Genomic DNA, 12154 nt, shown 5'->3' with positions numbered 1-12154 from the left:
CCGAGATTGGCGGAGCGCCCGCCCACGCTCCACAGCTCTCACAACGCCCGAAGTGCCCAGTTGTTCACAAGGTCAGTTGTTCAAAAGCGCAGCGCGACGGGCTATTCGACGACCTCGTCCGTCCAGACCTTGAAGCCAGCCAGCGCGCCCGGCCCAAAAATGTGGGTCAGCGGCACATCGGCGGCATCGCGTCCGGAGGCAATCAGGATGCGGCCGATGCGCGGCGCGTTGTTGCGCGGGTCGAACGCGTGCCAGCGGCCGCCGAGATAGACCTCCATCCAGGCCGCGAAATCCATGTCCGACCACGGCTTTGGCAGGCCGATATCACTGATATAGCCGGTGCAGTAGCGGGTCGGAATGTTCAGGGCGCGGCAGAAGGCAACAGCGAGGTGAGCAAAGTCGCGGCATACACCACTCTGCTCGCGATAGGCCTCGGCGGCGGTGCGTGTCGGCCGTGCATTGAAATAGTTGAAGGCGATGTGGTTATGGACGAAGTCGCAGACCGCCTGGACGCGCGGAATGCCGAGCGGGGTGCTGCCGAACAGCCGCCACGCTTCATTCGACAGCACGTCGCTCTCGCAATAACGGCTGGGCAGCAGGAACAGCAGCGTCTCCGACGGCAGATCGCGCACCTCGTGCTGCCACGCCGTCAGCTCGCGCGTCTCGAAGGAGCCGGGGTCGCGGATCACCGCGTCCGTGCCGAACGCAAAGCGCCCGGCCGGCGCAACGAGACGGTTGCACCAATTGCCGAAACTGTCGCGGTAGCTTTCGATCGGCACCGGCGGGTTCGACGTCAGGAAGTCCGGCCGCTCAAGATCGGATGCGCGCGAATAATGGACGTTTAGCATCGCGATCAGCGGTGTTTCCTGCGGGAAGTCGAAGCTCATCTGGCAACCGATGTGGATCCGCATTGTCGTCCTGACCGGCCTGCCCGATCATCAGCCGGCGAAACGCAAGGGCTGATGCTGCAGTGCGAAGAAGACCATGGCACGGACCGCTGCGGTTTACGAGGGAATTAGAAACCGGTTGACAGCCATCGGCCAGGGCGACTGCACGGCAGCGGCCTCTTGCAGTCGAGCGTTTTCTCTTGTTTCACTTCGCCAGACGTCAACTGGAGGAACGAATCATGGCTAAGGGTGCGATGAAGGCAGGCAAGGAAGCCCGCAAGCCGAAGAAGGACGCGAAGAAACCCGCGCCGGCGCCGGCCCTGAAGGCACCGCCGGTGAAGGCGATGAAGCTGAAGGACAAGTAGGGCCGCAGCTACCGTTTCGGCTTATTTCGACCGGCCGCAAACGCGGCCGGTATGATTGTTCACTAAGCTCACGCGCATCCCCTATGGATGCGGCGAAGGCAATTTTTGCGCTTTTCAAGAAATCGCCCGGAAGCCATCGAAACGGAGCGTTCCGATGTCGTGGATTTTCCTGTTGTTCGCCGGCCTGTTCGAGATCGGCTGGGCGATCGGCCTCAAATACACCGACGGATTCTCGAAGCCGCTGCCGACCGTCCTGACGGTAGCCTCGATGATCGTCAGCCTGATCTTGCTCGGCCTGGCGCTGAAGGCATTGCCGGTCGGCACCGCCTATGCGGTGTGGACCGGCATCGGCACCGTCGGCACGGCGCTGTTGGGGATATGGCTGCTCGGCGAGCCAGCGACGGCGATCAGGCTGGCCTGCATCGCGCTAATCGTCTGCGGCATCATGGGACTGAAGCTCGCGGCTTAGCCGATTCTGACAGACGAACGCGTTCGGGGCCGCTGCAAGGCGGCCCTGATTCTTGAATTCGGCTGATCAGTGCCGGAAGGCGCTATCGCGCGGAGAAGCCGGGCGGCGTCCTGCCGGTGCGCTGCTTGCGCGCCGCATAGCGCGCATCACGCTTGGCCTTGCGTTCGGCCTCGTCGGCAAGAAAACGGGCGATGCGCTCGTTCTCTTCAGCTTCCCGGATCTTCGCTTCGGCCTGTGCGGCTTCTTCCGCGGCGATGCGTGCCGCTTCGGCAGCTGCCTCGCGCTCGGCCTTTTCGGCCGCTTCGCGCGCCAGCTTTTCCTGCTTCAGCCTGGCCTTTTCGGCCTCGCGTATCGCGCGGGCCTCGAGGATCGCCTTGCGCTCGGCCTGTCGTGCCAGCACCGCTGGATCATCTGGCGCCGGCTTTGCCTTGAAGCGCTCCAGAAGCGCCTTCTTTGCCTCGTTTGCGGCATTGCGCCGCTCGAAAACGTCTTTTTCCCTATAGATAGCCAAGTCCACTTCCCTGAAGTCAATTTGCGAGGCTTACATACGCGTGAAAACCGAGAGTTCAAGCGCCAAAACGGTATGCCAGCCATGAAATTCTGATCTGTTGCAGCCGGGAGACGCCATTTCGATTGAATTCGGCTGAAAGCACCCGCACTGTTCACCATCCAGGCATCTGGCGGGGCGGCGGACTGATCGCTACGTGTAGCGCCAAGACAAAACGCTGAGATGACACACTATGGAACTCGGTCTCTACACCTTCGCCGACGTCAGCCCGGAACCAGGTCCCGGTGCGATCGGTGCGCATGAGCGGTTGCGCAACGTGATCGAGGAGATCGAGCTCGCCGACCAGGTCGGGCTGGACGTCTTTGGTCTCGGCGAGCACCACCGTCCCGACTATGCTGCCTCGGCTCCGGTGGTGGCGCTGGCGGCGGCCGCCGAACGGACCAAGCGCATAAGGCTGACCAGCGCTGTCACCGTGCTGTCGTCCGACGATCCGGTGCGCGTCTTCCAGCAGTTTGCCACCCTCGATCTTCTGTCCGGCGGCCGTGCCGAGATCATGGCCGGGCGCGGCTCGTTCATCGAGTCCTTTCCGCTGTTCGGCTACAATCTCGAAGATTATGACGAGCTCTTCGCCGAGAAGCTCGACCTGCTGCTCGCCATCCGCGATCATGTCAAGGTGACCTGGTCGGGCAGTCTGCGCGCGCCGATCAACGACCGCGGCGTCTATCCACGGCCCTTGCAGGACAAATTGCCGATCTGGATCGCCGTCGGTGGAACACCGCAATCCGTCGCCCGCGCGGGCGTGCTCGGGTTGCCGCTGGCACTGGCGATCATCGGTGGCGAGCCGGCGCGGTTCGCACCGCTGTTCGACATCTACAGGGATGCAGCCAGGCGCGCCGGCAACGATCCGGCAAGCCTTGCCACCAGTCTCAATGTGCACGGCTTCCTTGCCGACACCACGGACCAGGCAGCCGACGATTTTTACGGGCCGCAGGCCGAGGTGATGAACCGCATCGGCCGCGAGCGCGGCTGGGGGCCGACATCGCGGGCGCATTTCGACCAATCGCGCGGCCCAAACGGCGCGCTGTTCGTCGGCAATCCAGAACAGGTGGCCGAGAAGATCATTGCCCAGCACAGGATATTCGGCAACGACCGCTTCCTGCTGCAAATGGCGATCGGCACCATGCCGCACGCCAAGGTGATGAAGGCCATCGAACTCTACGGCACCAAAGTGGCGCCGATCGTGCGCCGGGAAACTGCGAAGGCCGTTCCCGCCGTGGCGGCGCCGGTTGCCTGATTCCCAGTCACCTGATTCATTGCCAAGGCCGCGAGGCGGCCTTGCTGGTGACTCCAGCTAACGGAACCTTGAAGCGACAGAGGCGTTTTCGCCAACGGTCTGCACCAATCGCGGTGTGCCGCCGAGGGTCAGAATGAAAGCCGAACCCGACGCTTCGGGCGCAAGCGCTGCCGAAAGCCCGGATCCGCGCGTCGAGGCGCGGGCGGATGCGCATCTGATGCGTTCGCTGCTCGTCGGCATCTTCATTCTCATGGCGATCTACGCGCTTTACTTCGCGCGCGCCTTCTTCATGCCGGTCATTCTGGCTTTCCTGCTGGCGCTGACGCTGACGCCGATCGTTCGCTTCCTGCGCAAGCATGGCATGCCCGATGTCATTTCAGCGACACTGTTGGTGCTGCTTTCGTTCTGCCTCGTCGCCGTCGCGGGATATCTGCTCAGCGGCCCGGTCATCGACCTCATCAACAACACCTCGACGATCGGCCAGCAGCTTACCGAACGTCTGGCACAACTGCGCCGTCCGTTCGAACGGATCGTGGAGATTTCGCGCCAGATCGAGGGCCTGACACAGACATCCCAGGAGCCGGGCGTTCAGAGGGTGGCGACGGCGCCATCCGGTATTCTCTCGCAGGCCGCCGGCAATGTGCTGTCGGCCGGCGCCAGCGTTACCATCGTCTTCGTCCTGTCGCTGTTCCTGCTCGCCTCGGGCACGATGTTCTATGAAAAGATCGTCCAGTCCTTCCCCAGTCTCAGCGAAAAGAAGCGGGCGCTGCGCGTCGTCTACGACGTAGAACGTGAAATCTCGCATTATCTGCTTACTGTCACGGTCATCAATACATGTCTCGGCGTGGTCATCGGGCTCGGCCTGTGGGCGCTCGGCGTGCCTAACGCGCAGGTCTGGGGCGCGGCAGCGGCTCTGCTCAATTTCCTGCCCTATATCGGAGCGCTGACCACCATCACGCTGGTTACGATCATCGCGCTGATAAGCTTCGACACGATTTCCTATGCGCTGCTGGCGCCGGCCTTCGTCCTTATGTGCGATGTCGTCGAAGGCCAGTTCGTGACGCCGACGGTGGTCGGCCGCCGTCTCGAAATCAACGCAGTGGCGATCCTCATCGCCATCGCCTTCTGGTCGTGGCTGTGGGGTTTTGTCGGCGCGCTGCTGGCGGTGCCGCTGCTGGTCGTCATCAAGGTGTTCTGCGATCATTTCGACGGTCTCAGCCATGTCGGCAATTTCCTGGCGGCGCAACACACGGCAGCGATCGAGGACGAAGAGATTCCCGAGGTGAAAAAGTAGCGGCTTAAAGGGTCAAAAGCGTCCCCCCGATGGGGCAGATCACGACCTTGCATCGGTCGCACGTCCGCCCTCAGCGCTCCATCAACATTTTGAATTTGCCGCCTCGGCAACGGCTTCCTACATCCCTTCGGCCCACAGGAAACCCGCGCCGATGACCGTTCTTTCCGTTCTCGACCTGTCGCCGATCGTCGAAGGCAGCAACGCTTCACAGTCACTCGCCAATTCGCTCGATCTCGCCCGTCATGCCGAGCGGCTGGGTTACCGGCGCTATTGGCTGGCAGAGCACCACAATATGCCGGGCATCGCCAGCGCCGCCACCTCGGTGGTCATTGCCCATGTGGCCGGCGGCACCAATAAGATACGCGTCGGCGCCGGCGGCATCATGCTGCCCAATCATTCGCCGCTGGTCATCGCCGAGCAGTTCGGTACGCTTAACGCTCTGCATCCTGGCCGCATCGATCTCGGCCTCGGCCGGGCGCCCGGCACCGACATGGCCACCGCACGGGCGCTGCGCCGTAATCTCGACGCTGGCGCCGACAGTTTCCCGCAGGATGTCGTCGAGCTGATGGGTTACTTGCAGCCGGCCGAAGACGGCCAACGCATCCGCGCGGTGCCCGGCGAAGGCGAAAAGGTGCCGATCTGGATTCTCGGTTCCAGCCTCTACGGCGCGCAGCTTGCCGCCATGCTCGGCCTGCCCTACGCCTTCGCTTCGCATTTTGCGCCGGCCGAGCTCGACCATGCTCTGGAGATCTACCGCTCGCGTTTCCAGCCTTCGGAGCAGCTCGACAAGCCTTATGTGATGCTCGGCCTCAACGTCTTCGCCGCTCCTTCCGATGCCGAGGCGCGGCTGTTGTTCACCTCGCTGCAGCAGGCCTTCGTCAATCTGCGCACCGGCCGGCCCGGCCGATTGCCGCCGCCGGTCGAAGGATATGAGCGCGACCTCGATCCAATGGCCAACACCATGCTCGGCCAAGCGCTTTCCTGCGCCGTCGTCGGCTCCCCGGAAACGGTCAGGCAAGGCATCGAGGCGTTTGTGCGCCGCACAGGCGCCGACGAGCTGATGGTCACAGCGCAGATTTTCGACCATGCGGCGCGGGTGCGCTCGTTCGAGATCCTCGCCGACGCTCACAAATCGCTGTCGGAAGCTGCCTGAGAGTTGGTTCGCCACTTGCCACTGCTGCGGGCAAGGCCGGCCTTAGGCAGGGAACATCGCGAACAGGTGTGCGAAGCATAGCGAACATTTCGCGCGTTTTGCGCGGAGCTTTTCGATCCGTCATGCTCGTCCGTTAGCGGGAAACGCGGCGTCCACTAAATGACGATCACCTTGGTGCCAATTGTGGCGCGGTCATAGAGATCGATGATGTCCTGGTTCATGAGGCGAATGCAGCCCGCAGACACGGCTTTGCCGATGGACCACCATTCGGGGCTACCGTGCAGGCGATATCCAGTGTCACCTTCCTCGTTAAAAAGATAGAGCGCCCGCGCCCCGAGCGGGTTCATGAGTCCGCCCTCCATATGGGCCGGTATGATGCGGCCTCGCTTCTGCTCGCGCACGATCATCGCAGACGGCGCGTTCCAATCCGGCCATTCGCGCTTCCTCGCAACGTGAGCCGTGCCATGCCACTCGAAGCCCGCCTTGCCGACGCCGATGCCGTAGCGCAGCGCCTGACCGTCTCCCAACACGTAGTAGAGGAACTTCGCTCCTGTATCGACAATGATGGTGCCCGGCGCCTCGTCAGTCGCATAAGGCACTGTCTGCCGATGGAACTTTTGGTCAACCTTGTAGATCGGAACCGGCGGAACGCGAAAACCGGCGTCGGTGAGGCCGCCATAGGCCGAGGGGAAAGTCTTAAATGCGCCGCCGGTGGTGCAGCCGAAGATTGCGACCATCCCAGCAAGTACCAGCCCGATTAGGATCGATTTCACGCGCATGACTCAAGCCGGCGCCCGTGTGGGCGATCAGCCGCATCTCGTCATATTCCTAAACCGACATGCTTCGATTGCCAAGATTTTCCTGACTGTCGGCTGGCTGATTGTTGGCCACCTGGCTCGATTGGCGCCGCGTCCTTCAATTGCTCGGTTTTCGAAAGACGAACGCCCGTAGTGGCTGCGAAGGCCCGGGGTCGGCAGGACAGAGGGAGCGCTGTCCGTCCGGCATTGCAAAGTTTCTGAACAGAGCCCAAGCGCTACGCGCTGACGCTCTGCGCAGTCGCACCTAGCGGACGGCATGAATTGCGGATCATCAAGCGTCCCTTGAGCGTCAGCTTGCGCGGCGGCGCATCGCTGTTTCCGGCGAGCCGGTCGAGCAGCAGATTGGCCGCCTGTTCGCCAATCGCCTGCACCGGCTGTGCGACCGTGGTCAATTGCGGCCGGAACACATCCGACCACGGAAAGTCGTCGAAGCAGGCGACCGAAATATCCTCCGGACAGGACAGGCCGATATCGCGAATGGCCTTCATGGTGCCGATCACCATCGGGTTGTTGGCCGAAAAGATGGCGCTCGGCCGGTCGTGCAGCGAAAGCAGCTGCATGGTGGCGTTGTAGCCGTCGACTTCATGGAAGTTGCCGAAGCGGACGAGTTCGGCCTCGGCCGGCAGGCCGGCGGCCTGGAGGGCCTCGCGGTATCCCGCCATGCGGTCATGCATCGGCGAGATATCGAACGAGCCGGAGATGTAGCCGATGCGCCGATGGCCGAGATCGATCAGGTAAGTGATGGCGTCGAACACCGCGCGCTGATTGTCGAGAACGACGGCATCGGTGTCGACACCCTGGCAAACACGGTCGAGCAGCACGACCGGCACATTGGCGTCGTCGACAATCCGTTTGAGGATCGCGCCGTCACCGACACGCGCGACGATCAGTCCGTCGACCATGCGGTCGAGCAACAGCCTGATCTGGTCGTCCTGCGTGTTCAGGTGCTCGTCGGTGCAGCACAGCATGACGGCGTAGCCGGCCCTGTCGAAAGCCTGCTGGATGACCGAAACCACGTCGGTAAAGAACGGATTGGTGATGTGTGGGACGGTGAGCCCGATGGTGCGTGTGGTGCCCATCTTCAGGCTGCGGGCAATGGCGTTGCGCTTGTAGCCGATGTCGCGGATCGCCTGTTCGATGCGCTGGCTGAGCTCGGGGCTGACGGTCGCGGTGCCGTTGATCAGCGCCGATACGGTGGCCACGGAAACACGCGCGGCCTCGGCCACATGAAGCATGGTCGGAGCAGTGAATTTGCGCTGCTTTTTTCGTCCTGACGCTGTCATTTTCGAAACGTTTCACCACTCCACGGTAGCAATACGTACGGAATCTTATGATTTTGCGCAAGAATTGAAATGGAACAATCTCAGGCTCCAGATATTGCCTTGACATGATCGAAACGTTTAGATTAGCGTTTGAGGTGTTCGGTGACGACGGAGGGAGGCCGTCCTTGTCATGCAGCACGGCAATTCCATCCCTGCGGAAGGCGCTACGGCGGACGGCTCGGCTATCGTGCTGAGGGCCGAGCACATCTCCAAATCCTTCGGCGGCATCGCAGCACTCGTCGATGTCGGCTTCGAGCTGCGGCGCGGCGAAGTCCATGCGTTGATGGGCGAGAACGGCGCCGGCAAGTCAACGCTGATGAAGATCCTGTCCGGCGTCTACACGGATTATATCGGAACGGTCAGTATCGATGGCCACCCGGTGCGCTTTACCGGCGTCCGCGAGGCCGAGCGCGCCGGCATCGCCATCATCCACCAGGAGCTGAACCTCGTCCCCGAACTCAGCGTCGCCGACAACATTTTTCTCGGCCGCGAGAAGCTGATCGCCGGGCTGATCGTCGACCGCAAGGCGAGCAGCCGCGCTGCCGGCGCGCTCTTGCAAAGGCTCGGCATCGAGCTCGACCCGGATGCGCGGGTCGGTGCCTTGCGCGTCGGCGAACAGCAACTGGTCGAGATCGCCAAGGCGCTGTCGATGTCGGCACGCATTCTGATCATGGACGAGCCGACCTCGGCGCTTTCGCCAGCCGAATGCCAGCGGCTGTTCCGCATCATCCGCCAGCTCGCCGACAGCGGCGTGGCGATCGTCTACATTTCGCACCGCATCGACGAGGTCATGCATCTGGCCAGCCGGGTCACGGTGTTTCGCGATGGACGCCACGTCCTGACGCAGGCGATGGACAAGCTCGACGAAGACGCCATAATTTCGGCGATGGTCGGGCGAAACCTGCTTGCTTCCTCCCAGGAACACCGCATCCCCGGTGGCAACACCGTCCTTTCCGTAAGCGAGCTGTCGCTGTCGAAGCCCAATCGCCATGGCTGGCGCACCGTGCTCGACGGCGTCAGCTTCGATCTTGCCGCCGGAGAAATTCTCGGTATCGGCGGGCTGCTGGGCTCGGGCCGTACCGAAATCCTGGAAACCATCTTCGGGTCCAGCGGCGGACGTGCCGGCGGTGAGATCAGGCTCGATGGCGAGGCAGTAGAAATCCGTTCGCCGCGCGATGCGCGCCGGCTCGGCATCGCCCTGGTCACGGAAGACCGCAAGACGCAAGGCCTGCATCTCGAGGCCTCGATCACCGACAATGTCGCGCTGCCGCTGGTCGGCGCGCTGGCGCGGTTCGGCGTGCGCTCGCTGGCCGGTGAGCAAGGGCTGGCACGGGACGCCGTCAAGGCGCTCGGCATTCGCTGCGAGACCGTCGAGCAGCCGGCCGGCACGCTGTCCGGCGGCAACCAGCAGAAGGTCGTCATCGGCAAATGGCTAGCGACGAGGCCGCGGGTGCTGCTGCTCGACGAGCCGACACGCGGCATCGATGTCGGTGCCAAGCGGGAAATCTACGATCTCATCTTCAAGCTGGCGCGAGACGGGCTGGCGATCGCCGTCATCAGCTCGGAATTGCCGGAGCTGCTGCATCTTTCCGACCGTATCCTGGTCATGGCCGACGGCCGCCAGACGGGAATCCTGTCCCGCGCGCAAGCCAGCGAGGAGGCCATCATGCGGCTTGCGGCGCCGCGACGGACGATGACGAGGCCTGCCGCATGAGCATTTTGCATATCCTGTCCCGGACGAAGCTCTATTGGGGCCTGATCGCCATCTTCCTGATCGGCGTGCTCGGCTCGCCGATCAGCTCCAAGGGCAACAACATCTTCCTGTCCTACGGCAACCTGCTCGATGTGCTGCGCCAGGTGTCGACCACCGGGCTGATTGCCACCGGCATGACTGCGGTGATCATCACCGGCGGTATCGACCTTTCCGTCGGCTCGCTGATGGCTATCTGCACGGTCGTCTGTGCCATGCTGCTGACGGTCCCCGGCGTGACGCCGGCGGTGGTGCTGGGGGTGCCGACAGTTGCCCTGGCAGCCCTTTGCCTCGGCATTCTCGTCACTCGTTTCATCCTGCTGAACATCGAAAAATCCCGCGCCGGCGCGCAGGCCACGCACGACATCAGGTTGGACAGCGTTCGCGGGCTGGTGACACCCGGCATTGTCGGGGTGATCCTGTGCAGTCTGGTGCTGTGGTTCCTGCTGCCGCAGGTGGGCTCAAAATTCGGCGTGCTCGGCGTGCTGCTGGTGGCGCCTTGCGTCGGCCTGCTGTTCGGCGCGCTCAACGGCTTCATCATCGTCGCCGGGCGGCTGCAGCCCTTCATCGTGACGCTGGCGATGATGGTCACTGCGCTCGGCATCGCCCGGCTGACAGCCGGCCAGAACAATGCGGTGCTGCCGGTCTACACCGGCTCGAATGCCACCGCCGATTTCGAAATGCTGCGCTCGCTGGTATTCGGCGTGATCCCGATGCCGGGCCTGTTCTTCCTCGGCGCCATCCTGATCTACGGCGCCGTGCTGCGCTTCACCCCGTTCGGCCGCTATGTCTATGCGATCGGCGGCAATGAGGAGGCGGCGCGGCTGTCGGGCATCGCCGCAGGCCGCGTGAAGATCGCCACCTATGCCGTGTCAGGGCTGCTGGCCGGCATCGCGGCGGTGCTCTATGTCGCGCAGTACCGGCAAGGCAAGCCGGACGCCGGCGCCGGGCTGGAGCTCGACGCGATTGCCGCCGTGGTCATCGGCGGCACCAGCCTGATGGGCGGACGCGGCAGCTTGACCGGGACATTCTGCGGCGTGCTGATCTTCGGGCTGCTCTCCAACATCCTGCAGCTGCACAACATCAATTCGAACCTTCAGCTGGTGCTGAAGGGGATGATCATCATCGGTACCGTGCTCGTGCAGGAGCGCAATGCCGGTGATCTTCTTTTCTATCTGCGCTTGCCCGGTGGGCAAGCGCACAAGGAAACGGCCGCGGCAAAGCGGCCGTCGCAAGAGACCGCGTCTCTGAATATTGGAGGAAACAAGAAATGAAACGACGTGAATTGTTGAAGCTCGCCGGGCTGACAGCGGCACTCCTGACCACGACCGCCATGCTTGCCGGCGGCGCCCATGCGCAGGACAAGAAGTGGAAGATCGGCTTCTCGCAGGTGACGACCATCGAACCCTGGCGCGCCCAGTTCAACAAGGACATCCTGGCCGAAGCGGCCAAGCATCCGGAAGTCGAGCTGATCATCACCGACGGCGAGGACAAGACCGAGAAGCAGGTCGCCGATGTCGAAAACCTTATCCGTCAGGAGGTCGATGCGCTCTTGGTATCACCGAAAGAATCCGCCGGCCTGACCGGTGTCGTGCAGCAGGCGATCGATGCCAAGATCCCGGTCTTCGTGCTCGACCGGAACGTCGAAACCAACGACTACACGCAGTTCGTCGGCGGCGACAACAAGCTTATCGGCCGGGCTGCCGGTGAATATGCCGTTGAGCTGCTTGGCGGCAAGGGCAAGGCCGCCGGCAACGTCGTCGAGATCTGGGGCGGCATGGGCACCCAGCCGGCACACGACCGCCATGACGGCTTCCATGAATTCACCGACAAGGAGCCAGGCATAAAATACCTGCTCGACCAGCAGTCGGGCGACTGGAAGCAGGACCAGGCCTACAACATCATGGCGACGGCGTTGCGCAACAACGAGAAAATCGATCTTGTCTACGGCCACAATGATCCGATGGCCTATGGCGCCTATCTTGCCGCCAAGGACGTCGGACGTGAGAAGGACATCAAGTTCATCGGCATCGACGGCCTGCCCAATGAAGGCGTGCAGCTGGTCGCCAATGGCGAGCTGACGGCGACGTTCACTTATGTGACGCCGGGCGCCGAAGGGCTGCGGCAGGCGATCAAGTTCCTGAACGGGGAGAAGGTGGAAAAGACCATCACCCTGCCGACGCAGAAGATCACCAAGGAAAATGCCGCCCAGATCCTGAAGGACAACGGCCTCTGAGACGAGGCTTTCCTGCCGGGCGTTCAGCGCCCGGCAGGAACAACAACCAAACGCCGGC

Annotated in this window: 12 protein-coding genes; 8 read left to right on the top strand and 4 right to left on the bottom strand. The window is 62.9% G+C overall.

Translation table 11 applies throughout. The annotated features are described in order from the left end of the window. Positions 1–101: 101 nt before the first annotated feature. Positions 102–911 carry a transglutaminase-like domain-containing protein gene (locus tag NKJ91_RS13570; RefSeq protein WP_352455958.1) on the bottom strand — a complete coding sequence of 270 codons (810 nt, stop codon included), beginning with the start codon at positions 909–911 and terminating at the stop codon, positions 102–104. A 215-nt stretch (positions 912–1126) separates the two neighbouring features. Between NKJ91_RS13570 and NKJ91_RS13565 the strand changes: the two genes are divergently transcribed. Both NKJ91_RS13565 and sugE read left to right on the top strand, forming a co-directional pair. Further along, on the top strand, positions 1127–1252 hold the full coding sequence (locus NKJ91_RS13565) for a hypothetical protein (protein WP_013528464.1): 126 nt from the start codon (positions 1127–1129) through the stop codon (positions 1250–1252). Between the two features lie 154 nt (positions 1253–1406). Continuing rightward, positions 1407–1721 carry a quaternary ammonium compound efflux SMR transporter SugE gene (gene sugE / locus NKJ91_RS13560; protein WP_352455956.1) on the top strand — a complete coding sequence of 105 codons (315 nt, stop codon included), beginning with the start codon at positions 1407–1409 and terminating at the stop codon, positions 1719–1721. Between the two features lie 82 nt (positions 1722–1803). Here the strand turns inward: sugE and NKJ91_RS13555 are convergent, their stop codons facing one another. Further along, complete coding sequence (locus NKJ91_RS13555) at positions 1804–2232, bottom strand: DUF6481 family protein (RefSeq protein WP_023676956.1); 429 nt, start codon at positions 2230–2232, stop codon at positions 1804–1806. A 229-nt stretch (positions 2233–2461) separates the two neighbouring features. Between NKJ91_RS13555 and NKJ91_RS13550 the strand changes: the two genes are divergently transcribed. From NKJ91_RS13550 to NKJ91_RS13540, 3 genes are all read left to right on the top strand, one after another. Further along, positions 2462–3523, top strand: coding sequence for an LLM class flavin-dependent oxidoreductase (locus NKJ91_RS13550; protein WP_352455954.1), 1062 nt, complete (start codon positions 2462–2464; stop codon positions 3521–3523). Between the two features lie 133 nt (positions 3524–3656). Further along, the gene (locus NKJ91_RS13545) at positions 3657–4817 is read left to right on the top strand and encodes an AI-2E family transporter (RefSeq protein ID WP_023676958.1); all 1161 of its coding nucleotides are present in this window, start codon (positions 3657–3659) and stop codon (positions 4815–4817) included. Positions 4818–4968: 151 nt separating this feature from the next. After that, on the top strand, positions 4969–5970 hold the full coding sequence (locus NKJ91_RS13540) for an LLM class flavin-dependent oxidoreductase (RefSeq protein WP_352455952.1): 1002 nt from the start codon (positions 4969–4971) through the stop codon (positions 5968–5970). 155 nt (positions 5971–6125) lie between these two features. On the opposite strand, the gene NKJ91_RS13535 is transcribed toward NKJ91_RS13540, so the two are convergent. Together NKJ91_RS13535 and NKJ91_RS13530 are read right to left on the bottom strand one after the other, a co-directional pair. Next, a complete protein-coding gene (locus NKJ91_RS13535; RefSeq protein WP_352455950.1) occupies positions 6126–6749 on the bottom strand; it encodes a L,D-transpeptidase in 624 nt (207 codons plus the stop codon). A gap of 254 nt (positions 6750–7003) precedes the next feature. Further along, positions 7004–8023, bottom strand: coding sequence for a LacI family DNA-binding transcriptional regulator (locus tag NKJ91_RS13530; protein WP_352456013.1), 1020 nt, complete (start codon positions 8021–8023; stop codon positions 7004–7006). Positions 8024–8240: 217 nt separating this feature from the next. Between NKJ91_RS13530 and NKJ91_RS13525 the strand changes: the two genes are divergently transcribed. The 3 genes from NKJ91_RS13525 to NKJ91_RS13515 are packed head-to-tail and all read left to right on the top strand — an operon-like array spanning position 8241 to position 12096. Next, complete coding sequence (locus NKJ91_RS13525; RefSeq protein WP_352455948.1) at positions 8241–9824, top strand: sugar ABC transporter ATP-binding protein; 1584 nt, start codon at positions 8241–8243, stop codon at positions 9822–9824. Then, positions 9821–11134: an ABC transporter permease gene (locus tag NKJ91_RS13520; RefSeq protein ID WP_352455946.1), complete on the top strand. Its 1314-nt coding sequence runs from the start codon at positions 9821–9823 to the stop codon at positions 11132–11134. Before NKJ91_RS13525 ends, NKJ91_RS13520 begins: the two co-directional genes overlap by 4 nt. Then, positions 11131–12096 carry a substrate-binding domain-containing protein gene (locus NKJ91_RS13515; protein WP_254815861.1) on the top strand — a complete coding sequence of 322 codons (966 nt, stop codon included), beginning with the start codon at positions 11131–11133 and terminating at the stop codon, positions 12094–12096. The genes NKJ91_RS13520 and NKJ91_RS13515 overlap by 4 nt, the downstream gene beginning before the upstream one ends. Positions 12097–12154 lie beyond the last annotated feature (58 nt).

This window comes from Mesorhizobium sp. M0040 (genome assembly GCF_040323505.1).
Classification (GTDB): Bacteria; Pseudomonadota; Alphaproteobacteria; order Rhizobiales; family Rhizobiaceae; genus Mesorhizobium.
This window is presented reverse-complemented; position numbering and strand designations above follow the sequence as displayed.

Excerpts from the sequence above, each read along its gene's own strand:
- NKJ91_RS13525 (WP_352455948.1), top strand. The coding sequence starts at position 8,241 with ATGCAGCACGGCAATTCCATCCCTGCGGAAGGCGCTACGGCGGACGGC.
- NKJ91_RS13515 (WP_254815861.1), top strand. The coding sequence starts at position 11,131 with ATGAAACGACGTGAATTGTTGAAGCTCGCCGGGCTGACAGCGGCACTC.
- NKJ91_RS13540 (WP_352455952.1), top strand. The coding sequence starts at position 4,969 with ATGACCGTTCTTTCCGTTCTCGACCTGTCGCCGATCGTCGAAGGCAGC.
- NKJ91_RS13520 (WP_352455946.1), top strand. The coding sequence starts at position 9,821 with ATGAGCATTTTGCATATCCTGTCCCGGACGAAGCTCTATTGGGGCCTG.
- NKJ91_RS13545 (WP_023676958.1), top strand. The coding sequence starts at position 3,657 with ATGAAAGCCGAACCCGACGCTTCGGGCGCAAGCGCTGCCGAAAGCCCG.
- NKJ91_RS13550 (WP_352455954.1), top strand. The coding sequence starts at position 2,462 with ATGGAACTCGGTCTCTACACCTTCGCCGACGTCAGCCCGGAACCAGGT.
- NKJ91_RS13530 (WP_352456013.1), bottom strand. The coding sequence starts at position 8,023 with ATGCTTCATGTGGCCGAGGCCGCGCGTGTTTCCGTGGCCACCGTATCG.
- NKJ91_RS13565 (WP_013528464.1), top strand. The coding sequence starts at position 1,127 with ATGGCTAAGGGTGCGATGAAGGCAGGCAAGGAAGCCCGCAAGCCGAAG.
- NKJ91_RS13570 (WP_352455958.1), bottom strand. The coding sequence starts at position 911 with ATGCGGATCCACATCGGTTGCCAGATGAGCTTCGACTTCCCGCAGGAA.
- NKJ91_RS13535 (WP_352455950.1), bottom strand. The coding sequence starts at position 6,749 with ATGCGCGTGAAATCGATCCTAATCGGGCTGGTACTTGCTGGGATGGTC.
- sugE (WP_352455956.1), top strand. The coding sequence starts at position 1,407 with ATGTCGTGGATTTTCCTGTTGTTCGCCGGCCTGTTCGAGATCGGCTGG.